Annotated in this window: 25 protein-coding genes and 1 other annotated feature; of the genes, 8 read left to right on the top strand and 17 right to left on the bottom strand. The window is 37.6% G+C overall.

Going from position 1 to position 21,535, the window contains the following annotated elements; all coding sequences use genetic code 11:
- Nucleotides 1-35: 35 nt before the first annotated feature.
- Together ACFCYJ_RS04945 and ACFCYJ_RS04940 are read left to right on the top strand one after the other, a co-directional pair.
- A complete protein-coding gene (locus ACFCYJ_RS04945; protein ID WP_376071438.1) occupies nt 36-551 on the top strand; it encodes a YjcG family protein in 516 nt (171 codons plus the stop codon).
- A 3-nt stretch (nt 552-554) separates the two neighbouring features.
- Entirely contained in the window at nt 555-983 is a 429-nt protein-coding gene (locus ACFCYJ_RS04940; RefSeq protein ID WP_376071436.1) for a GNAT family N-acetyltransferase, read from the top strand.
- A 138-nt stretch (nt 984-1,121) separates the two neighbouring features.
- On the opposite strand, the gene ACFCYJ_RS04935 is transcribed toward ACFCYJ_RS04940, so the two are convergent.
- From ACFCYJ_RS04935 to ACFCYJ_RS04910, 6 genes are all read right to left on the bottom strand, one after another.
- Entirely contained in the window at nt 1,122-1,370 is a 249-nt protein-coding gene (locus tag ACFCYJ_RS04935; protein ID WP_376071433.1) for a stage VI sporulation protein F, read from the bottom strand.
- Nucleotides 1,371-1,637: 267 nt separating this feature from the next.
- Nucleotides 1,638-1,814, bottom strand: a complete 177-nt coding sequence (locus ACFCYJ_RS04930) for a YjcZ family sporulation protein (RefSeq protein ID WP_376071673.1) — start codon at nt 1,812-1,814, stop codon at nt 1,638-1,640.
- 59 nt (nt 1,815-1,873) lie between these two features.
- Complete coding sequence (gene spoVAE / locus ACFCYJ_RS04925; RefSeq protein WP_376071430.1) at nt 1,874-2,233, bottom strand: stage V sporulation protein AE; 360 nt, start codon at nt 2,231-2,233, stop codon at nt 1,874-1,876.
- Nucleotides 2,234-2,249: 16 nt separating this feature from the next.
- Nucleotides 2,250-3,245 carry a stage V sporulation protein AD gene (locus ACFCYJ_RS04920; RefSeq protein ID WP_376071428.1) on the bottom strand — a complete coding sequence of 332 codons (996 nt, stop codon included), beginning with the start codon at nt 3,243-3,245 and terminating at the stop codon, nt 2,250-2,252.
- Entirely contained in the window at nt 3,239-3,694 is a 456-nt protein-coding gene (spoVAC, locus tag ACFCYJ_RS04915) for a stage V sporulation protein AC (RefSeq protein ID WP_376071425.1), read from the bottom strand. The genes ACFCYJ_RS04920 and spoVAC overlap by 7 nt, the downstream gene beginning before the upstream one ends.
- Nucleotides 3,694-4,098 (bottom strand): hypothetical protein, encoded by a 405-nt coding sequence (locus tag ACFCYJ_RS04910; RefSeq protein ID WP_376071423.1) that lies wholly within the window; start codon nt 4,096-4,098, stop codon nt 3,694-3,696. Before ACFCYJ_RS04910 ends, spoVAC begins: the two co-directional genes overlap by 1 nt.
- Nucleotides 4,099-4,231: 133 nt before the next feature.
- On the opposite strand from ACFCYJ_RS04910, the gene ACFCYJ_RS04905 reads away from it, so the two are divergent.
- The gene (locus ACFCYJ_RS04905; protein WP_079559573.1) at nt 4,232-4,756 is read left to right on the top strand and encodes a CotY/CotZ family spore coat protein; all 525 of its coding nucleotides are present in this window, start codon (nt 4,232-4,234) and stop codon (nt 4,754-4,756) included.
- A 64-nt stretch (nt 4,757-4,820) separates the two neighbouring features.
- Here ACFCYJ_RS04905 and ACFCYJ_RS04900 read toward each other — a convergent pair whose 3' ends face one another.
- The 7 genes from ACFCYJ_RS04900 to ACFCYJ_RS04870 all read right to left on the bottom strand — a co-directional run bounded on the left by ACFCYJ_RS04900 (nt 4,821) and on the right by ACFCYJ_RS04870 (nt 10,411).
- Complete coding sequence (locus tag ACFCYJ_RS04900) at nt 4,821-5,228, bottom strand: hypothetical protein (RefSeq protein ID WP_376071420.1); 408 nt, start codon at nt 5,226-5,228, stop codon at nt 4,821-4,823.
- A 43-nt stretch (nt 5,229-5,271) separates the two neighbouring features.
- Nucleotides 5,272-6,648 (bottom strand): magnesium transporter, encoded by a 1,377-nt coding sequence (gene mgtE, locus ACFCYJ_RS04895; RefSeq protein WP_376071417.1) that lies wholly within the window; start codon nt 6,646-6,648, stop codon nt 5,272-5,274.
- Nucleotides 6,649-7,234: 586 nt separating this feature from the next.
- On the bottom strand, nt 7,235-7,366 hold the full coding sequence (locus tag ACFCYJ_RS04890) for a hypothetical protein (protein WP_376071415.1): 132 nt from the start codon (nt 7,364-7,366) through the stop codon (nt 7,235-7,237).
- A 226-nt stretch (nt 7,367-7,592) separates the two neighbouring features.
- Nucleotides 7,593-8,501: an RluA family pseudouridine synthase gene (locus ACFCYJ_RS04885; protein WP_376071671.1), complete on the bottom strand. Its 909-nt coding sequence runs from the start codon at nt 8,499-8,501 to the stop codon at nt 7,593-7,595.
- A gap of 1 nt (nt 8,502) precedes the next feature.
- On the bottom strand, nt 8,503-9,297 hold the full coding sequence (locus tag ACFCYJ_RS04880; protein WP_376071412.1) for an NAD kinase: 795 nt from the start codon (nt 9,295-9,297) through the stop codon (nt 8,503-8,505).
- A complete protein-coding gene (yjbM, locus tag ACFCYJ_RS04875; RefSeq protein WP_376071409.1) occupies nt 9,294-9,965 on the bottom strand; it encodes a GTP diphosphokinase in 672 nt (223 codons plus the stop codon). The genes ACFCYJ_RS04880 and yjbM overlap by 4 nt, the downstream gene beginning before the upstream one ends.
- Nucleotides 9,966-10,027: 62 nt before the next feature.
- The gene (locus ACFCYJ_RS04870; protein ID WP_376071407.1) at nt 10,028-10,411 is read right to left on the bottom strand and encodes a UPF0738 family protein; all 384 of its coding nucleotides are present in this window, start codon (nt 10,409-10,411) and stop codon (nt 10,028-10,030) included.
- Nucleotides 10,412-11,101: 690 nt separating this feature from the next.
- Here ACFCYJ_RS04870 and ACFCYJ_RS04865 point away from each other — a divergent pair.
- The 4 genes from ACFCYJ_RS04865 to ACFCYJ_RS04850 all read left to right on the top strand — a co-directional run bounded on the left by ACFCYJ_RS04865 (nt 11,102) and on the right by ACFCYJ_RS04850 (nt 13,914).
- The gene (locus ACFCYJ_RS04865) at nt 11,102-11,686 is read left to right on the top strand and encodes a CYTH domain-containing protein (protein WP_376071405.1); all 585 of its coding nucleotides are present in this window, start codon (nt 11,102-11,104) and stop codon (nt 11,684-11,686) included.
- A gap of 34 nt (nt 11,687-11,720) precedes the next feature.
- Entirely contained in the window at nt 11,721-12,509 is a 789-nt protein-coding gene (locus ACFCYJ_RS04860; protein ID WP_376071402.1) for a lytic transglycosylase domain-containing protein, read from the top strand.
- 195 nt (nt 12,510-12,704) lie between these two features.
- Nucleotides 12,705-13,112, top strand: coding sequence for a globin domain-containing protein (locus tag ACFCYJ_RS04855; protein WP_376071399.1), 408 nt, complete (start codon nt 12,705-12,707; stop codon nt 13,110-13,112).
- Nucleotides 13,105-13,914, top strand: a complete 810-nt coding sequence (locus ACFCYJ_RS04850) for a DsbA family protein (RefSeq protein WP_376071396.1) — start codon at nt 13,105-13,107, stop codon at nt 13,912-13,914. Before ACFCYJ_RS04855 ends, ACFCYJ_RS04850 begins: the two co-directional genes overlap by 8 nt.
- Before the next feature lie 511 nt (nt 13,915-14,425).
- Here ACFCYJ_RS04850 and pepF read toward each other — a convergent pair.
- The 4 genes from pepF to spxA form a co-directional block, all read right to left on the bottom strand.
- Nucleotides 14,426-16,237 (bottom strand): oligoendopeptidase F, encoded by a 1,812-nt coding sequence (gene pepF / locus ACFCYJ_RS04845; RefSeq protein WP_376071394.1) that lies wholly within the window; start codon nt 16,235-16,237, stop codon nt 14,426-14,428.
- Nucleotides 16,238-16,285: 48 nt separating this feature from the next.
- Entirely contained in the window at nt 16,286-17,401 is a 1,116-nt protein-coding gene (locus ACFCYJ_RS04840; RefSeq protein ID WP_376071669.1) for a competence protein CoiA, read from the bottom strand.
- A gap of 171 nt (nt 17,402-17,572) precedes the next feature.
- Entirely contained in the window at nt 17,573-18,241 is a 669-nt protein-coding gene (gene mecA, locus ACFCYJ_RS04835) for an adaptor protein MecA (protein WP_376071391.1), read from the bottom strand.
- Between the two features lie 436 nt (nt 18,242-18,677).
- Nucleotides 18,678-19,073 (bottom strand): transcriptional regulator SpxA, encoded by a 396-nt coding sequence (gene spxA, locus ACFCYJ_RS04830; RefSeq protein ID WP_024362527.1) that lies wholly within the window; start codon nt 19,071-19,073, stop codon nt 18,678-18,680.
- 760 nt (nt 19,074-19,833) lie between these two features.
- Nucleotides 19,834-20,065, top strand: a binding site (T-box leader).
- Between the two features lie 65 nt (nt 20,066-20,130).
- Between spxA and trpS the strand changes: the two genes are divergently transcribed.
- Nucleotides 20,131-21,120 (top strand): tryptophan--tRNA ligase, encoded by a 990-nt coding sequence (gene trpS, locus ACFCYJ_RS04825; RefSeq protein ID WP_376071389.1) that lies wholly within the window; start codon nt 20,131-20,133, stop codon nt 21,118-21,120.
- The last annotated feature ends 415 nt before the right edge of the window (nt 21,121-21,535 follow it).

The following is a 21,535-nucleotide window of genomic DNA, read 5'->3' as shown; positions in this document are numbered from 1 at the left end:
ATAAAAAATTGTTTACTTTCGGGAGGTAATGGCCTATGAAGTACGGTATTGTGGCATTTCCATCAAAAAAATTGCAAGATTTAGCGAATACGTATCGTAAACGTTACGATCCTCATTATGCGAAGATTACTCCGCATATAACATTAAAAGACAGCTTCGATGCAACGGATGAAGATATTCAATCTGTCGTAAAGCAATTAGATGAGCTTGCTGCCAAATATGCACCTTTAAACATTCATGCATTACGCATAAGTTCATTTTTCCCAATAACAAATGCGATTTATTTCCGCATTGAACCTACTGAACAATTAACAGCATTTCACCAAGTTTTAGAAGAAAAAGTACCTTCTGGTGAGTCAAAACACGTATTTGTACCACATATCACGATTGCTCAAAAAATGACGGATTCCGAGCATGATGACATCTTTGGGCAATTACGTATGACTGGTGTTAACGAAAAGGATACAATTGATCGCATTCATCTTTTATACCAATTGGAAGACGGCTCGTGGACAACATATGAAACATTCCGATTGTCAGGAGCTGAGTAATCTTTGTATAACGTTAAGATTGTTGAAACTGCAAAAGAACATGAGGATGCGTTTGCAGTTCGCAAACAGGTTTTTGTTGAAGAGCAAGGTGTGCCGCTGCATTTAGAATGTGATGCTGAGGATGCATCTGCAACGCATTTTATTATGTACGAAGACAATGACCCTGTAGGTGCTGCACGTTTACGCAATATCTTGGACGATGCTGCGAAAATTGAACGTGTCTGTATTTTACAAGATCAGCGAGGCAAAAAACTAGGTGCTTTAATTATGACAGAGATGGAAAAACACGCCATTTCAATGAATAAGAAAAAGCTAAAACTCCACGCACAAAGCTATGCTATTCCTTTTTATGAAAAGCTTGGCTATGCGGTAACATCTCCCGAATTTATGGATGCTGGTATCCCACATCGTGCAATGGAAAAAACGATTTAACTTCTTTCAGCAGGGGCATAATCGACCAAATAGGTGTTACGAAAATGCTAAGGCATCTCGTAACACCCTTTTTTTATTTGTCTACAAAACTTTAAAGGTTGATTTATAAATGAACATCCATTCAACCAACCTATCATGTTATTTCATCATTTTAGTAATTTTATCGAAATCTAGTGAAGCACCATCTTGGATAATAGATTGGACTAACTTATCTTCAAGTTCTTGCGTAATTTGTCTATTGGACACCTTACTTACGCGTCGTACGATTTTTCTTACTTGTTTTTCATTTGTAAAATCAGCATGTTGAATTGCATTTGCTAATGCGAAGATTTCATCCATCGATACCCCAGTTTTTTGTTCAATTGAATTAAAAAACCCGCGATTCATGTTCCCCCTCCTATCCAGTTAAAATTTAAATTTATTTCCATTATTAATTTATGAAAACATTTGAAAATTAGTGAAGGCTTTAAACTTTATTCAGATAATGGTGCACTCTGAAGAAAAGCTAAAGCCTCTTATCGACTGTCACATTAATTAAATCAATTTTGCCTCGGCATAATTGCGTCCGGAATCGGCTTTGTGCTAGCACAAAGAAATCCGTTCCGATTCCGTGACATCCGCCGAAGGCTTTAACTTCTTTTCAGCTGAAAGAAGTTAAATGATCGTAGCACCAACAATGATTAGAAGAATGAATAGAACAACGATTAGAACAAAAGTTGAACTATGACCATGTCCATAGCCATAATATCCGCCGCCATAATCTCCTCCGTAACAACCATCAGCATGCCCTCCATACGGATGCGCACCCCAGCCTTGATATCCCATAAAAATACCCCTCCCTTCTACAACCTATAATATGTTTTCGTTGTAAAAATGGGTGGGGTATTCGTCTAGTCAACATTTCCTTTTGGTTTAAATATTAATGCTCCGATAAAGCCAAAAACAATGGCAGCACTGATTCCTGAGCTTGTCACCTCGAACATCCCAGTTAACACACCTACAAGCCCATGTTTTTCCGCCTCAACAATTGCACCCTGTGTTAATGAATTTCCAAAAGATGTAATAGGGACAGTTGCACCGGCACCAGCAAAATTAATAAGTGGTTCATACAAACCCATTCCGGAAAGAATCGCGCCAGCTACGACTAGAGTACTCAATGTATGTCCAGGCGTTAATTTTCCAAAATCCATTAGTAATTGACCTATGGCGCAAATAATGCCTCCTACAAAAAATGCAAACACAAATGTCATAACCATTGCTTTTGCCTCATTTCATTGTAATTTCAATCGCATGTGCCGTACATGGTATTGTCTCGCCCTGTTGAAATGAAAGCGGAGACAGTAATGCCCCTGTCGCCACAAGAAGTACTCGTTTATAAGTACCTGCTCGCATCTGTTGGATCACATAACTAAAAAAAACAGCTGCTGAACAACCAGCACCACTTGCACCAGATTGGAATGTCTCATCCTGTCCATAAAACTCGGCACCTGCATCACGTAAAGATTTTAACTCCTCACTCTTTATGCCACTTTCAACAAACATTCCTTTTAAAAGTTTTATGCCAAGTTGACCTAAATCACCTGTTAAAATTAAATCATAGTGGTAAATTTTTTGATTTCGCTGCTCTAAATGTGATTGTATTGTTTGAAAAGCGGCTGGTGCCATCGCTGCGCCCATGTGAAAGGGGTCATCCATACCATAATCAACCGATTTTCCAACAGTTGCTGCTTCAATAGAAGGATATTCCTCATGATGCTTACCAACAAGAGCATACCCTGCAGCTGTTACCGTCCATTGAGCAGTTTGGGGCTTTTGTGAGCCATAATTGATTGGATAGCGGAATTGTCGTTCAACCGCATTGTGTTGACTAGATGCACCAGCGAGCGAGTAATTGGCGGCACCTACTTCTGTTAAAAGGCTCGCAACAATTACTGAAGATATAGAGGTGGCACATGCTGAGAAGAGTCCAATAAAAGGAATGTCTAAGTCTCTGGCCGCAAAATTGGTCGGTGTCATTTGATTCACTAAATCGCCGCCCATAAAGTAATCAATGTCCGTATTTTTCACACCCGCTTTTTTCATGGCAAATTCACAGGCCTCTTCAACCATTTTTCGATGACCTTGTTCATTTGTTTGCATTTGCCAACGTTCATCATCATATGTCGCATCAAAATGTTGACTAAATATACTGCGTTTCTCTAGTGGACCTGCTACTACACCTGCTGCTATTAAGGATGGCTTCGATTGAAAAACAATTACCATGAAACCACTCCTATCGTCACAAGAATGAATTTAATAAGTGCAATAAAAAAGGCGGAGACAACACCAAATAATACAACTGATCCAGCTAACTTAAATAAATTCCCACCAACACCGAGTACTAACCCTTCAGATCTATGCTCAATGGCAGCAGAAATAACAGCATTACCAAACCCTGTAACAGGCACAGCTGATCCAGCTCCAGCAAATTGACCAATTTTCTTATATAAGCCAAAACCCGTTAAAATCATGGCGAAAAATATCATGGTTGAAACTGTTGGATTTCCGGCTGTCGCTTCGGTAAAATCAAAGAAAATGATATAGAAAAGTGATACGGCCTGCCCGATTGTACAAATAAGGCCACCAACTAAAAATGCCTTTGCAACATTCTTAAAATAGGGCGGTTTCGGCGTGACATTTTGTTCTAATTGTTGGTATTGTTCTTTTTCCACTATGTTTCCTCCTTCGCCAGCTTTTTCAATTTCTTAATTTTATCTTTCAGTTTATTATCTTCAACTTGATCCTTTTTTATTTTATTGGCTTCATAAAAAATTTTATAATCAGCTGAGACAAAAATATCTTTGTTTGGATATTTTTCATCAAATTTCTTTTGCAACTTTTTCTCTAATTTAGCCTTTTTCCACTTATCCCATGGTTTAATTTGAGCTGCTACAAGCATACTATTGTCATATTGGATAACCGTTGTTTTGTCTACAAAGTCCTGTTCTTTTAAAATGGTTTTAATTTCCTTTTCGTTTTCCGGTGAACCGTAGACAATAAATTTTTCTTTTTCACCGCAACCACTTAAAAGCGATAAACTGACTAATAGAGGTAACATCATTCCTAATAGCTTCAAGTTTTACCCTCCTTTTCTTTAAAGTTTCTCCAACCATAAAAAAACTATTCATTTGACTATATATACAAAGGCCCGAGTCCATTTTTCATAAGCACATATTGTAGAAGTAGTAACAAGGAAAGGAGGTGACAATATGGGTTGTGGCAAGCCAACAAATCCTATTGGACCAATCCATTCAGCAGGCTGCGTTTGTGACGTAGTACGCGCTATTTTAGACATTCAGAATCAAGCGGTGAGAGAAGAATGTCAACCATGTACAGCTAACTGTTTCCTAGAACCACTGGGAGGCATTGTAAGTCCAGCACGCTCTCATGCAGATACACGTGTATTTATGTTAATTACAAAAGACGGTACTCCTTTTAAAGCATTTTTCAGTTCTCCAACAGCAGATCCATGTATATGTACATCCGTATTTTTCCGTGTAGAAGATATGTTTGATGAGTGCTGCGCTACCTTGCGTGTTTTAGAGCCTTTATGTTCATTTGACTCCAGTGAAAGTACAGTCGATCTATTAAGTCGAGATGGCTGCTGTGTCAACATGAAAAAAATATGTAAAGTAGATGATTGGAATTCAACTGAGAGCTGTATCACTGTAGATTTATCATGCTTCTGTGCTGTGCAATGTATTGCTGATGTTGACTTAGGGATTTGTGAATAATCTTTTCTCCTTTGACACACTACACATAAAAAAAGTGTACAGCATCCTCTGCTGTACACTTTTTTCATAAAGTAGGTAATTGTTTACCCCGCCATAATACTTGCTCTATGTCCTCAAAATAGATAATCTCTTGTGTTTTTAATTCATAAGAAGTAAGCATCAATGAATCCGTCTGTACATTAGATGCACTACCTCGTAAATTTCTACCATCCTTTAAACATATGATTAACGGTTGATAGGCTTTTTGCCGAAACGGCTTTTCTAAAAATTGAAGTTGCTTTAGTAAATACGGATCTATTTGTACTTCTTCAACCACTTCTTTTTCTTCAATCATTTGTTCATCGAAATAGCCGTTCTTACTATACACTGACGTACTTTCATCCAATTCAAGTTCATGGAGCACCTTAGAAATATTTAGAAAATAGGATGGTGACTTTATAAACAAGCGTGGCTCTTGACCCACATTACTCACTTCCCTTTTTTCCTACAATATGCGAAAGGAAGAAAATTGGTTCTCAGCCTATTTTGCTTATAAATGCTGTCGCCAAACCTAAGTAAATTAAAATACTTGTAATATCATTTAACGTTGTAATAAATGGTCCTGATGCAACAGCTGGATCAATTTTCATGCGATGCATAAGCAGTGGAATAAAAGAACCTGCAAGCGTTGCTACCAAAATTGAACCACAAAGCGCCGCTCCTACTAGCATTCCAAGAATAAGCTCTTGTTTCCAAACATAGATGATGCCGATCACAATCACTCCACAAACAATGCCAGACATTAAGCCTGTGCCTGCTTCACGTAGGAGTAATTTTAGCTTGCTATGTTCTTCAACATCTCCTGTCGCAATCCCTCGAATAGCAACAGCTAGTGCCTGTGTTCCACTATTTCCAGACGTACCTGAAATAAGTGGGATAAACACCGCGAGTAACGCAACCTGTTCTAACGTTGCCTCAAACTGTCCCATCAAATTTGCTGTCAACATCCCTAAAAATAATAATATGACAAGCCATGGTAAACGTTTTTTGGCTGCTTGGAATGAGGTTGTATCGAATTTATCCATATCGGAAATACCCGCTAATTTAGAGTAATCCTCCGATGCTTCCTCATCAATAACGTCAATAATATCATCAACTGTAATAATCCCTAGTAATTCACCCTTATCGTCAATAACTGGTGTCGCTAAGAAGTTATAGTCCTTCATAATTTGAGCAACCTCTTCTTGGTCATCTCCTGCGTGCACCATCACAACACGTTCATTCATTATCGAACGTATACGGGTATCCTCATCAGCAATAATTAAATCACGAAGCGAAATTACACCTGTTAATCGATGTGTTTCATCCACGACAAAAATATAATAAATGGTTTCGGCATCTGGTGCTTCTTTCCGTAATATTGCCATTGCTGAACGAACAGTAGAATTTTCTGGTATCGCTACATATTCAGTCGTCATGATAGAACCAGCTGTATCTTCGTCATAGCTTAATAGCTCATTAATCTCTTCAGCTGTTTCCTCATCCATCATGCCTAAATAGCTTTCACGTTGTTTTGTATCCAACTCATTTAAAACGTCTGCTGCATCATCTGCATACATATGAGAAAGCATTTCAGCACCATATGACGGATCCATCTCAGCTAGATACGCTGTGTATTCATCATCATCTATTTCGATTGCCTCAAAAATATCAGCCATTTCCGTCGGAGACAAGAACGAATAGATGATCTTTCGTATATCAGGCTCCACCTTCTCATAAAACGTTGCCTGATCATATGGATGAAGCTCTAAAAACTCATCGCGGAATGCGTTAATATCATGTGCTTCGAGCATTTCTCGCAAACGTACCTCGTCGAATTGCACATCATCCTTTTCATTTCTTTCCTCTATCATGCTTGTCCCCTCCTTCCGAGCAATCAATTATACATCCTCGGCATAATTGCGTCCGAATCGGCTTTGCACTTAGGTCTGCACGAGGGCCGACACGATGTCGGTTATTTCGGTAATGCCACAGGATGTGGTGTTTTTACCAATGCAGGTCAGTTAGCCGTTATCGCATGGATGCGATGATTTTAGGCTAACATCCCCTAAGAACTCCTTTCCGATTCAGTGACATCCGCCGGAGGCTTTAGGCCAACAGATGTTTTTTGCGCGAAAGCGTAGTGCTAACGCAGCGTCAGCAGCACCGAAGTTGGTCACTCAGTCGTTGCCACAGGACGTAGCGTTCTTAGACTGAGTTCCTCTATTTCAGCGGGTATTTGACCAACCGCCGAAAAATAAATTCATTTGTACCTGTCGCTTTGCTTTCTGTACAGAAAACATTTGCTGAAATAAGTTAAATCATTGATACGGGCAATTCCGTAAATCTACCCTATATATAATAGAGTGTATTGTACCTTTTCTGCAAACCCTTTTTTTACTACATAGCAACCTACATCATTACCACTATCTAATTGGATAAATCTGCTGGTAAACGTTTCTATTTTTCACCCGTTACCATAACGTGTGGTTGGTTTCCGTTCCGACTGGGCGCTTTGTTGTTGCTGTCGCTACGCTTTCGCACAGATAAAACAATTGTTGCTGTCGCTACGCTTTCGCACAGATAAAACAATTGTTGCTGTCGCTACGCTTTCGCACAGATAATACCCCTCTACTTAACTATATCCTACGAACACTTTCTTTTCTGTTAACGTGCTGTTAAGAAAAACTTATTACTTTTATAGAAAGTAAAATGATAAAGAGATGCCCGTTTGTGCGAACATCTCCTTACATATATAACATATTCAGTAATAGTTTTCACTCTTCATAGATAGGTTTTGAAAAATAATAGCCGAACTTCAAATTAAGGAGTCATTCAATAATCGCTGCATATCTTCATTTACGTTACTTGCAAATTGTAACCTCTCGCCTGTCAAAGGATGAAGCATCTTTAAGGACACACAGTGTAAGGCTTGTCTATTTATATGCTCGCGACTTCCACCATAAAGTTCATCTCCAACAAGCGGATGTCCCATATAGGCCATATGCACACGAATTTGGTGTGTTCGCCCAGTGTGCAACTTTAGTTGTATATGTGTCATCGGTTCACCCTGTAAATAAAAGTGCCTTAAAATGGTCACATCTGTATGCGCAAATTGACCGTCCTCACGCACCTCTCGCTCAATGATACTCGTCTCCTTGCGTCCAATAGGAGCGATGATTGATTGTACATCTTGTGCCACATGTCCATGTACAATCGCTTCATATTGTCGAGAAATCTCTCCACTGCGCTGTGCAAGTCCCGTTAAATGATGAATATGAGCATGTTTGGCAATGCATAGCAAGCCAGAAGTATCACGATCAAGTCTCGTGACGATATGAGCTGTTGATGCTAGACCTTGCTGCTGAAAATGGCCACACACTAGATTCGCTACGCTATTTGTTGGATGCTCACGCGAAGGAATCGTACTTTGTTGTGCCGGCTTACTTAGCACTAAAATTGCTTCATCTTCGTAAATAATAGAAAGTTCACCATGTTCAACAGTGAGCCCCTCACTTTTTTCTTCAGGAGGGAATGTAACTTCAACTCGATCCCCGACATGAAGAGGATGTCGAACATTGCGTTCGACATCATTTACTGTCAGAAAGCCTCCATCAAATTTAATAGCCGTTAAAGCTCGCTTGGAGATGCGCCATTCTGCTAAGGCCTCCCTTAGTAGTTGGCCTTCTTTTTCTGCTATAAAATGCAGTGTAAACCTTGTATCCATTTTACTCATTGGCCACGAATGATTCATGTACTCGTTCCCAGAATGGGAATGGACGGAAACGTGCAAAACGCACTCTTTCATTTGCTACATTAAATGCAATCGACTTCACATCGCCTTGCGTGACTTGTAAATGATCGACTGTCATATTAAAGTTTTGTTCATTTACTGGACGTAAAACACAGTGATGGTGTGCTGGTAAAATGAGTGGTGAGCCAACTGTACGGAAGACACGGTTATTGATAGATGCAATCTCAGTAATTTGGAGTGCCGCTAAAGTCGGATGAATAATTGCTCCACCGAGGGCTTTATTATAAGCTGTACTACCAGAAGGTGTTGATACACAAAGACCGTCTCCACGGAAACGTTCAAACTGATTACCATTTAACTCCACATCCATAACAAGCGTGACATCAGGTGATTTCACAGTTGCTTCATTTAGCGCTAAATACGTATTGGATTCCGCATTATGATGCTCCACCTTTACCTCTAGTAGTGGATACTCCACAACGTTAAAGTCCTTTTTGGCAATGGATAAAACAAGCTTTTCTAATTCAGATGGCTTCCAATCCGCATAAAATCCTAAATGTCCCGTATGAATACCTACGAAAGCAACCTGATCTAGCAAATGAGCATATCGATGAAAGGCATGTAGTAAAGTGCCATCTCCTCCAATAGAGATTACGATTTCAGGAGCCTCTTCATCATAAGTTAACCCAAAATCTTGCAAATATGTTCTGGCTAGCTCCATTAATTCGTTCGACTGTGCATCTCTACGTGATTGAATGGAAAATTTCATTTTAAGTCACGCTCCTTCTCCGATAATAAATTAGGATTCGATGCTTCTTTATATTCACTAAAATAGGCCTGCGCTTCTTGGATTTCACTACGAATGGACGACATTTCTTCATCCAATCGGAAAGCGGCCTCTGCTGCACTTTGAAGGCGATTTTTAATTTCCTCGGGGAACATGCCTTTATATTTATAATTTAAAGAATGCTCAATAGATGCCCAGAAATTCATGGCTAATGTTCTTATTTGAATTTCAGCTAATACCACTTTCTTCCCCTGTATCGTCTCTACAGGATATTCCACAATCATATGGTATGAGCGGTAGCCACTTGGCTTATTATGTGTAATATAGTCACGCTCTTCCACTACACGCATATCTTTACGTTGCCGTATTAGCTCCGTAACTGTTGATATATCATCTACAAATTGACACATAATACGTAAGCCTGCGATATCCCCCAGCTCGTCACCTAGCTGTTTAGAGGGCTCAAAGGAAAGTCCTTTTTCTAATGTTTTATCATATATACTTGCTAAAGGCTTTACACGTCCTGTCACAAATTCAATTGGTGAATTTGCATTAACAATACCGAACTGTGAACGCATACCCTTTAATTTTACTTTTAACTCATCTACTGCTTGTTTATAAGGACTTAAAAATATTTCCCATTGTCCCATCGCAAAAACCTCCCGACATTCGGTATCGAACAAAACCAACACCGTCTGTTCGTTTTGTCTTTTTATTCAGCAAGAATTGTCTCGAAGTGTTGTTCCACCGCTTGGACAAATTCCGCCCCATAATTGTAATTTCCTTCAATATTATACACGAGCATTTCCAATTCATCGTAAAAATTTGTAAGCTCAATAACTTCTTCACCTAGTTGTAGCTTTGGATTTTTCTTTTTTTGTAAAATATGTACAAGCTGCTCCCAACTACTCGGCGGAAAACGCAAGTAATGATAATCCTCTCCTGCATCAAGTAAATAAATAAACGCAAAGTCATCAGAATCTGCAATTAATTGTGCAGCAGGTTTTAACTGTAAATTTACTTCATTGTCGTTTAAACTAAAATGAAGTTGTTCGTTTTCAAAATTCAATGTTTCTATTGTATAAATTTTACGCACATGCGGTTCCCCTTTTCGTCTTACTCTTCTTCTTATTTTAGCATAGAGGGTAATTAGTTGCAGTGTGTAAATACTAAATCAATGAAATAACGAACGAAACTTCTTATCATAGTGTGTGGTTGATTTCCGTTCCGACTGGGCGACTCCTTGGGGGATCAGTAATAGAGGAACGAAGGCTAAAACCATCACTTCCTATGATAACGCCTTAGTGACCAACATCATGCTGTTGCTGACGCTTTGCTTTCGCACAGAAAATATTTGTTGCTGACGCTTTGCTTTCGCACAGAAAATATTTGTTGCTGACGCTTTGCTTTCGCACAGAAAACATTTGTTGCTGACGCTACGTTGCACTACGCTTTCGCACAGAAAACATTTGTCCTTCATCGGAAATTAGGGATGACATTTCGTCAAAATGTATGCCATGCATATTAGTTGATTGGAGTGGAAGCTGGGCGACTCCTTGGGGATCAGCAATAGAGGAACGAAGGCTAAAAGCATCACGTCCTGTGATAACGCATTCGTGATTAACATCCTATTGGCCCGACGCCCCCAGGAAGCTTGCTCTGTGCGAAAGCGTAGCGACAGCAACAACAAAGCGCCCAGCTGGAACGGAAATCAACCACACGCTATGCTGATGAACCTTCCCCCTAATCAACACCCATAAAAAATTAAAATAAAAAGGTGAGAATAATGGCACAACAACTTGAAATAGAGTTTAAAAATCTTTTAACAAAACAACAATACGAACATTTATTGCAAGAATTCAACATTTCCGAAAATGCTATTCATCGTCAAACAAATCATTATTTCGACACACCTTCTCAAGCTATTCGGAAACTCCAAAGTGGGCTTCGTATTAGACAAATCGACAAATATTTTGAATGTACTTTAAAAGAAAAAAATGCAGAGCATGCACATTTAGAGACGACTGACGAAATAACTGCTGAGCAAGCTAAGAAAATGCTTGTTGGTGAAGGTTTCTATGCCCAAGAAGTAGCAAAAAGACTAGCTCTCTTTAACATTCCTTTGGAAGAATTGGAGATATTCGGTTCACTGACAACTGATCGTGTCGAAATCCCTTATAAGGATGGCCTTCTAGTATTCGATCATTCTTTCTATTTGCAGTGCGATGATTATGAGGTAGAATATGAATCAAAAGATGCAATAAAAGGAAATGCAATCTTCGACGAATTTCTACAGCAATATGGTATTGAAAAACGGGCCACAGATAAAAAAATTGCGCGTTTTATGAAAGCATTACAAATGAATAAATAGCTTAACTAGTATAACAAGAAAGGGTGACAGCTCCTTGGATATCCAATCACTCAGAACTTTACTTGACATTCAAGCATTACAAACACTAGGATCTTCAGAAAATTCATCGTCGAACAATCTTACCGATAGCAATTCTCTGTTTTCAGACATGATTAGCGAAATGCTCGGCGACTCAACTACTTCTAACAATGCAAAATTATCTAGTTTGCTCGGAGGTGTTTCAAGCGCTTCGTCATTGATGAATCAGTTTAGTAGTTTAAATGGGTTATCTGAAAACATGCAGAAGAATGTGTATCAATCATTACTTTATAATGGTTCTAATAGCGTCTTTATACCTTCATCTGTACAAGCAGCATTAGCAAACACACAATCTAGTACAAAACTCGATTCCTATGTTTCGGATAATGTAATTGGTTCAACTGCCTATGCCAATTCATTAGCAGGTGCTAATCAGTACGCTTCGATTATTCAAAAGGCAGCAGCTACATATAATGTGCCTGAGAAGCTCATCGCTGCCGTGATTAAGCAAGAGTCTAATTTTAATTCAAACGTGGTTAGTCATGCTGGAGCACAAGGATTAATGCAATTAATGCCGAAAACAGCGCAATATTTAGGCGTTACAAATTCCTTTGATCCAGAGCAAAACATTATGGCAGGAGCCAAATATTTACGCCAAATGCTAGATAAATTTGATAATGATCCTACATTAGCATTAGCTGCTTATAACGCAGGAGCTTCACGCGTTACAAAGTATGGTGGCGTTCCTCCTTTCAAAGAAACACAGAATTATGTTAAAAAAGTGATGAATTACTACACAGTTTAACTTCTTTCAGCAAATTTCACCCGCGTGGTGAAATTTGTGCTTTTATAGCGAAAAACATTTCGAAAGAGCTCTTTGTTTGTGTTAACGAAAAGACGTTGATAGAATGAAGGTAGTCACAAGAAATTCACATTTTTAAAGATGACTAAGTATAAAAATATACTTTACGATATAAAGAATTAAAGGGGCATTTAACTTATGAGTCGAAAATACACTGTTCCTTATGAGGAGCTGGGGGCTGAAAAGCTTTCAGAGCTAATCCATGCGTTCTATAGAAGAGTTGCTCAGCATCCTGATCTTATTCCAATCTTTCCGAAAGATTTAACAGAGACAGCCCGCAAGCAAATTCAATTTCAAACACAGTATTTAGGTGGACCAAATCTTTTTACTGAGGAGCATGGTCATCCAATGATGCGTGCACGTCATATGAATTTTCAGATTACACCTGATCGTGCTCAAGCTTGGCTTGAATGTATGTCCGAAGCGATGGATGAAGTTGGGATGGAAGGTAAGTTCCGTGAAATTTATTATCAACGTTTAGTATTAACAGCTCATCACATGATTAATACACCAAATGACGATGAGGGGGAATTGTTACGTGAATAATATTCAAATGTTACAAGAGCCAACTCCTGAGATTTCTACTGCTAATAAGCCTATTGAATTGTATATTTTCGTAGATCCACTTTGTCCAGAAGCTTATAATATGCAAGCCGTTCTTCGTAAGTTACAACTAGAGTACAATCATTACTTTACATGGCGCTTTGTACTAAGCACAGAGCTAGCCTCTTTGAATTGTTTAAGTAAGCGTGTAAAGGGTTGTGTATCAGGTATTGAACTCGACATTAATCACCCTGTTTTACCATCTATCGCTATTAAAGCAGCAGAGTTACAGGGCAAACGTGCAGGAGCACGCTATTTGTCGAAACTACAAGAATATGTATTACTAAACCAACAAGATGTCAATTCCTATGCTACGCTGTTAAAAATTGCGGAAGATGTTCAATTAGACATGAATGAATTTTCCGCAGACTTTGGTTCAAAGGAAGCAGCACGTGCCTTCCAATGCGACTTATATATTAAACGTGAAATGGAAGTTGATGAAGTGCCTAGCATTGTATTTTTCAATGAATGTATTGAAGATGAGGGTCTTAAAGTTAGTGGTAACTATTCCTATGAAGTTTATGAACATATTTTACAAGAGATGATGAATGAGCAGCTTGTGCGTCAACCATTACCAACAATGGAAGAGTTATTTGCCAAATTCCATACCCTTTCAACAAATGAAGTAGCTTTCATCTACTCATCAACAGAACAAAATGCTGAACGTGAATTAAAGAAGCGTATGCTACAGCAAAAGATTGAACGGATTCAGACAGATCACGCTACACTGTGGCGTATTAAATAATGCAATTATACTATTATTCTAGAGAACAGGGACACAACACGTTTAATGTTGTGTCCCTGTTCTTGTTGTTGAAAAACTATTATGTCAACTTTATTTATTTATCGGAATGTTCTAGTGATTTATCGGAACGTTTTTGAGTTTTATCGGAATACATCGCTGTTTGATCGAGATTTATAGCAAAAATAAAAGAAGCGCCACTATCCTCGACAGATAGTGACGCCTCTTTTTCACAAAGGGGATGGGAGAAATGTTCACGTTCAAACAAAGGGGTGTATGTTTGTTTTTGTGATTTATTTCACATGAATTAATTTATCATGGAATAGTAAATATAGCAACAAGTCCGATGATAGATTCACAAATTTGTCAAATAGAAAGCGATTACAAACAGTATTTTTTCAAGATACGCACTTTTAAACATTTAGAAATCAAAAAAAATCATTATTCTTTAAATTTTTATTATTTAATTAATCATAGAAAAAAGGCAGTAGGGAAATTCCTACTGCCTTCCAAATTAATTATTCAACAATAATTTTTCTAACTCATTTAAACGTTCTTCAAATACTTTACATGCATCATCAATCGGTTTTGCAACGTTCATATCAACGCCCGCTGCCTTTAATACCTCAATTGGGAAATCAGAGCAACCTGCTTTTAAGAAGTTATTAATATAACGTTCTACAGCTGGTGTACCCTCTTCTAAAATCTGTTTACTTAATGCGGTTGCAGCTGATTTACCTGTAGCATATTGATACACATAGTAATTATAGTAGAAGTGTGGAATACGAGCCCATTCTAAGCCGATTTCCTCATCTACAACAATATCCTCGCCGAAGTATTGTTTATTTAAATTATAGTAAACCTCTGTTAAACGCTCTGCTGTTAAAGATTCACCATTCTTATCCATTTGGTGGATTAGGTGTTCAAATTCAGCAAACATTGTTTGTCTGAAAACAGTACTTCTGAAGCCGTCTAGCCAGTGATTTAATAAATAAATTTTCTGTTGTGGATCTTCAATTGTTTTCAGTAAATAATCATTTAACAGCTCTTCATTACATGTTGAAGCTACTTCAGCTACAAAAATAGAATAATCACCATAAACAAACGGCTGATTTTTACGTGAATAATAACTGTGTACACTATGACCAAATTCATGAGCTAGTGTAAATAGATTATTAACATTGTCTTGCCAGTTCATTAAAATATATGGATTTGTTCCATAGGCGCCTGAAGAGTACGCACCACTGCGTTTCCCTTTGTTTTCTAAGACATCCACCCAACGATGATCCAGACCACCTTGAACGATACCTTGATATTCCTCACCTAGTGGCGCTAAAGCTTTTACTAAAATATCCTTCGCGTCGTCATAAGTGATTTTCATATCAACTTCTTTAACGAGTGGAGCAAATAAATCCCACATATGCAGTTCGTCTACACCTAAAAGCTTTTTACGTAACGAAATATAGCGCTGCATAGCTGGTAAATGCTTATGGATTGTTTCTACTAATTGATCATAAACACTTTCTGGAATGAAGTTGTTAGACATTGCTGCGTGACGTGCAGAATCATAATTACGAATACGTGCACTAACATTATGCTTTTTCACATTGCCCGTTAACGTAGCGGAAAACGTATTTTTAAAGTTACCGTAAGTTTCGTACATTGCTTTAAAAGCATTTTCACGAACTGTGCGATCTTTACTTTCTAAAAACTTAATATAGTTACCGTGCGTTAGCTGTACTTCTTCCCCTTCTTCATTCTTCACTTTCGGGAAGACAATATCAGCGTTGTTTAACATACTAAATGTATTTGAAGCAGTGCCTGTAACCTCAGACATTTGTGCAAGTAATGCTTCCTGCTCTGCTGGTAATACGTGCGGACGTGCCATCGTTATTTCTTTTAAAGATTGCGTATACAATTGTAAGTCTTTGTTTTCTGCTAAGTACCGTTCTATCGTTTCTTCACTCAATGATAAAATCTCAGGTGTTAAAAATGATAGGGCAGCTGAAATACTAGTCGCTAATGTTTGAATACGACTATTCATATCTTGGTAGAAGCTATTTGTCGTATCTTGGTCATTACGCATATGAGCATACGTGTAAAGCTTCATTGTACGTTCATAAATTTCATCGTGATAAGTTAGAACTGCTACTAATTCATCTGCTCCATTTTTTACAGTACCTGCATAGCTAGGCGCTTTTTTTGCAAGTTCTGCAACTTCTTTATACTCTTCTTCCCATAGGGTATCAGTTGCAAATATATCCTCCAAGCGCCAAGTTAATTCTTCTGGAACTTCATTTCTTACTAAAACTTGATTACTAGCCATGTGCCAGCCCCCTTTATATGTGAGTTTTTCCTATACTCTCATATTTTCTCAGTATATTGCGGCAATTGCAAATAAATGTGCGTACACTTGCTCACAAATATCCGTAAAACAATCATCTTTTTCATAACTTTTCGCCAGCACCATTCCGTAATTTTTAATAGCTTGTACTGCTTGCGTTGTAACCTCTACATTTTGTTGGATTAAAAACGATCGAATATTTCCCTCGTCCAGTTCATGAGTTTCTAATTGTAAACGACGACAAAAATGATGTAAAATCATTTGCCACTCTATAGAAAACATCGGTATCGCCTCTTCACCTTTTACCGGAACGCCTACGTAATCAGGCATCTCCGTTAAAGCAAAGCCCAACTCATAACTACTTCGTAAAAATGAATCTTGTATCCCATTTTTACTATGGAATAGTCGTTGGTATACGAATTGCTTACAATGCTTTTTATAAAGCTGCCAATAAAGATGAAATTCCTCTTTCGTAATTGACTTAGGCTCATAAAAAGGAAAACGTTGCTTGTGAATAGTTAATTCTTGTACTTTACCTATAAAAGTATACCCATGAACATGAAGAAGATTCGTCCAATAAATAAATCTCGATGTGTTTGCATCATAGGTCACTAAATAAGACAAGCCTAGTGCTGTAGCATTTATCACCTTTTGCATAATTGGAGAAATAGAAATTTTTTGAATACCTTGTGTAGTTTGTCTTTGAGGTGTTTGAAAAAGCCACAATGGCTGTATAGCATTTTTCTCATAGCCAGATGTACGCAATAGCCACTTTTCATGAGAAATTGTACTACATTGAAATTCAATGGCAATTTGCTTTTGCTCCTTGATCAGAAGCATATCTGGCCGCTGTGAAAGCTTCTGTAAATAAGGCTCCAGCTTTACTGTATGCCCGAGTTTTCTAAGCCATTCAAATAATTGGACTTTTCCTTGTAAATGAAGTTTTGATTCACCCTCTGCAAATAACTGTACACAGCTATTAGTAGCAATATGAGCGAAATGAGGGATATTATATTGGCCTATCTTTAATTGGACAGGCTGCTGGCATTGGGGACAAAAAAATTTCATTTGCCGTCTATATCGTTGTAAAGCTTCCCTTGAATATTGGTATGGGAGAAAAATCTGCTGCTGCTCGTTATAGGCCATAAGCATAAAATCATCTCCTTTTTGACTAATAGTAAAGGAGCCTTTTTATAGCGACAAATAAAGAACGGCTTTTTCTTGAAATTTAATAATTGATATAAAAAGACTGTAAACAAACTTGATAATCATCAAGTTTGTCTACAGTCTAAGACACTGAATCAAGTACTCATTGCTTTAAATAAAATATTTTCGTACTGTTTCAAAGCAATCAAATTCCATAATTTTTTCGCCATATTCCTCTAAGCGATGGATTGTGAAATTCGATGGTATTAAAAATTCTTTGATAACCGCATTTCGATCGTGATGATTTAGTTCTTCATCTGCGTTCACGAAGTCAACTACCAAATAGTACCAATCTTCATATTTAAATAATGAGGAATCCACTAATTCATCTGTTATGCGTTTAGCTACAGGGATTAACTCATCAATATCTTTAAATTTATAAACATAAATGTCTGTATCCATAAATAATTCTGACTCATCAATGTCACCAAATTGAGTTAGTTGACTGAGAAGATCCTCTCCAACGTCCTCAAATGGAGCAAACATATCTTTGTGTTCACCAAATTGCGAAGAACCATCTAAGGTTTCACCGTCTTTTAAAATATGTGCACGTGTGACAATGATCTCTAAGCCTACTTCAGACGCATTGATATGAATCCAAATCGGACCTTCCACATCAAAATAATCCTCTGTGTTTACTTCATCAATCATATCCCAAAAAAGTTGTTCACCCTTTGCTCGATTGTACCAAATTTCTTCACGACTATAGCCGCGATCCTCTATATCATTGTACGTAATAAAGAGCTTGAGTGTATTTTCGTTTACACGTTCGATGTCCACTAGACCTCATCTCCCTTCACTGTCATTTGTCGAAAAACAGTTTTGTTTCATTAGTATGCTATTATTCATTGTTTTTAACCTCATACTTCATTTTTGTTTTTCAACCTTTGACCACACTACAGTAAACCCATCGAGCAACCGAAATCAAAAATTAATGTCCACAGTTGTCTCTAATTATATTGTATGCTGTTCTGTCATAAAATGAAAAGGATATACACCGTTTTCACAGAAGATATTTGAATTATTGAAATTGTAGTAAACTATTAAGCTTAAATCAAGTTTAACATACTTTACCGAATATATATGACTTTCCCCTATTATTTATTATACTTTATATAGAAGGTTTTTCATAAGTAAAACACAAAAAAATAGATGTCACAATATGCTGATTGCATATGTAACATCTAATACTTATTCTATGATGAATACGGCAATATTAGTTCACCATACGCTGTGCTTCTTGCAGTTGATAAGCACGAACTTTACGTGGTAGGAAACGGCGAATTTCATCCTCGTTGTAGCCGACCTGTAAACGTTTCTCATCTAAAATAATGGGACGACGTAATAAGCCTGGATACTCTTGAATTAATTCATATAAACGTTGTAATGGCAAGCTTTCAACATCAACATTCAATTTTTGGAAAATCTTTGATCGAGTTGAAATAATTTCATCCGTACCATCCTCTGTCATACGCAAAATTTCTTTAATTTCACTAATGCTTAATGGTTCAGAAAATATATTACGTTCTGTATATGGGATTTCATGCTCCTCTAACCATGCTTTAGCTTTTCGGCAAGACGTACAACTTGGTGATGTAAATAAAGTTACTATCATACTGACACATCCTTTCCTTTTAATCATTATCTATAAACTATTGTATTAAATTAGAATTAATGTAATGTAAATCTACATACCATTATACAGTACTCTGAGATGTTTGAATATAGTTCCAATAAAAAAAGAATAACCATTTCACACGAAATTTTCTGTCTTTTCACATAAACTTCAAAGTTGTTACTCCTGGGTGTCTAATGAACTACTAATAATATTCCCAATCGCTGAGCATTTTAAACATCCACTGCTTGATTATTTTTGTTCTCATTTAAAAAATTTAAACGAGAATATTGTCAATTCTGTGTGTACAATATAGACGTTTATTTACTAATATCGGTTGCATTTCCAAATAAATAGATCGTTACCATAACGTGTGGTTGATTTTCGTTCCGGCTGGGTGCTTTTCCGGGGGCGTTCGATGAGCCCCAAGGAGTCGCCCAGCCTCCACGCCAATCAACTTATGTATATGGAATCTGTTTTAACAAATGTCATCCGTAACTTACAATGCTTTTCGCTTTCGCACAGAAAACTTTTGTTGCTGTCGCTTCGCTTTCGCACAGAAAACTTTTGTTGCTGCACGAAAATAAAAAAGCAGCAAAAGTAGCATATAATTTTTTTCCGAAAAAGAACACCGCCAAAAGTCTGACTTTACACACTTGCTTTTCACCGTGCCTTTATAATATAATTTTTTGCAATAAATCAATTTTGTCTTTGGTGAATTCACCTCATCTATACAGATGGAAGACAGTTATTGAGCTAAAAAACGCTGACGAAGAGTAGTACATTTGCCTTTTACACGTTTAGAGAGTCTGTGGTTGCTGCAAACAGATCGTGTAAGCATTTGGAATGGACTTCCGAGTTAGCTTTGTGAACGACTTAGTTTTTACTTAAGTCTATTAGCAAAGCTCGTCCCTTCACGTTACGAAGTAAAGTGGCCGTTTTAGGCAAGCTGGGTGGTACCGCGGATTCAAACATCATTCGTCCCTTCATTAGAAACTAATGAGGACGCATGATGTTTTTTTATTTTGGGACGAAATTCAAGGAGGAAATGACAATGACAACTATTTTTTCAGGCGTACAGCCAACGGGTATTGTAACTTTAGGGAACTATTTAGGTGCATTTAAGCAATTCCCTGCATTACAAGATGAAGGAGATGCTGTTTATTGTATCGTCGATCAGCATGCAATAACAGTGGCACAAGATCCAAAAGAATTACGTCAAAATATTCGCAACCTAGCAGCTACGTATATTGCTACTGGCATCGACCCTAAAAAATCTACATTATTTATTCAATCAGAAGTACCAGCTCATGCACAGGCAGGCTGGATGTTACAATGTGTTGCATCGATTGGTGAGCTTGAACGTATGACACAATTTAAGGATAAGTCTCACGGTAAGGAAAGCGTATCTGCCGCTCTTTTAACATATCCACCATTGATGGCAGCAGACATCCTTTTGTATAACACAAACATTGTTCCTGTCGGTGATGATCAGAAGCAACATATTGAGCTTACTCGTGATCTTGCAGAGCGCTTTAACAAACGTTATGGTGATGTTTTAACGATTCCTGAAATTCAATTACCTAAAGCAGGAGCTCGTATCAAATCACTACAAGAACCTACAAAGAAAATGAGTAAATCTGATCCAAATACAAAAGCGACCATCAAGCTTTTAGATTCAGCGAAAGATATTGAGAAAAAAATTAAGTCTGCTGTTACTGATTCTGATGGTATTGTGGCATTTGATGTGGAAAATAAACCTGGTGTTTCAAATTTACTAACAATCGAATCTGCCATTTCAGGCGTATCTATTGACGATCTTGTGAAAAAATACGAAGGCGTTGGCTATGGTGGTTTCAAACAAGGTGTTGCAGCAACGGTTATTGATCACCTGACACCAATTCAAGAGAGATTCTATAACTTGGTAGAATCATCAGAATTAGACATCATTTTAGATGAAGGTGCTGAAAAGGCAAATGCTATTGCTAGTGCTACATTAAAACGCATGGAAGAAGCAATGGGCCTTGGTCGTGCACGTCGCTAAAAAGAAAGCTTTTTGTTATAACGAAGAGATGATTGTAAGAGCTTGGCCAAAAAGAGAGTAATTTAAGAGTTACATCTTATTCTTTTTCATTTAAAGTTTTATCATAACCGAGATCGAACACAACAGCGCATAACACAATGGCTGATCCAATAGCCATATAAAACGCTGATGTATGTGCCATGAACTTAAAAACCACTATCCAGGAATATCCGAGTGTCCGATAATTCAAATACAAGATGAGATTCCCTACGGAGAGAATCAAAAAGCCATAGCTCATTAAAAATAAAAAGAGTCGGAACAAGATAAGGGCATCCTTTCTATTTCTTCTTAATTATCATCTATTCACAAAACTATAAAAAAAGACGTCAGCCACGTAAATTGGGCTGACGTTTTTTTATGTTGTTGAAAGACTAAT

The sequence above is a fragment of the Lysinibacillus sp. NPDC056232 genome (assembly GCF_042267565.1).
Taxonomy (GTDB): domain Bacteria; phylum Bacillota; class Bacilli; order Bacillales_A; family Planococcaceae; genus Lysinibacillus.
The sequence above is the reverse complement of the archived record's forward strand: the minus strand, read 5'-3'. Positions and strand labels throughout refer to the sequence as shown.

Bases quoted from the DNA above. Each gene is read 5' to 3' on its own strand.
- ACFCYJ_RS04945 (WP_376071438.1), top strand. From the start codon at position 36: ATGAAGTACGGTATTGTGGCATTTCCATCAAAAAAATTGCAAGATTTA.
- ACFCYJ_RS04935 (WP_376071433.1), bottom strand. From the start codon at position 1,370: ATGAATCGCGGGTTTTTTAATTCAATTGAACAAAAAACTGGGGTATCG.
- spoVAE (WP_376071430.1), bottom strand. From the start codon at position 2,233: ATGACATTTGTGTTTGCATTTTTTGTAGGAGGCATTATTTGCGCCATA.
- ACFCYJ_RS04920 (WP_376071428.1), bottom strand. From the start codon at position 3,245: ATGGTAATTGTTTTTCAATCGAAGCCATCCTTAATAGCAGCAGGTGTA.
- ACFCYJ_RS04905 (WP_079559573.1), top strand. From the start codon at position 4,232: ATGGGTTGTGGCAAGCCAACAAATCCTATTGGACCAATCCATTCAGCA.
- mgtE (WP_376071417.1), bottom strand. From the start codon at position 6,648: ATGATAGAGGAAAGAAATGAAAAGGATGATGTGCAATTCGACGAGGTA.
- ACFCYJ_RS04885 (WP_376071671.1), bottom strand. From the start codon at position 8,501: ATGGATACAAGGTTTACACTGCATTTTATAGCAGAAAAAGAAGGCCAA.
- ACFCYJ_RS04880 (WP_376071412.1), bottom strand. From the start codon at position 9,297: ATGAAATTTTCCATTCAATCACGTAGAGATGCACAGTCGAACGAATTA.
- yjbM (WP_376071409.1), bottom strand. From the start codon at position 9,965: ATGGGACAATGGGAAATATTTTTAAGTCCTTATAAACAAGCAGTAGAT.
- ACFCYJ_RS04865 (WP_376071405.1), top strand. From the start codon at position 11,102: ATGGCACAACAACTTGAAATAGAGTTTAAAAATCTTTTAACAAAACAA.
- ACFCYJ_RS04855 (WP_376071399.1), top strand. From the start codon at position 12,705: ATGAGTCGAAAATACACTGTTCCTTATGAGGAGCTGGGGGCTGAAAAG.
- pepF (WP_376071394.1), bottom strand. From the start codon at position 16,237: ATGGCTAGTAATCAAGTTTTAGTAAGAAATGAAGTTCCAGAAGAATTA.
- ACFCYJ_RS04840 (WP_376071669.1), bottom strand. From the start codon at position 17,401: ATGGCCTATAACGAGCAGCAGCAGATTTTTCTCCCATACCAATATTCA.
- trpS (WP_376071389.1), top strand. From the start codon at position 20,131: ATGACAACTATTTTTTCAGGCGTACAGCCAACGGGTATTGTAACTTTA.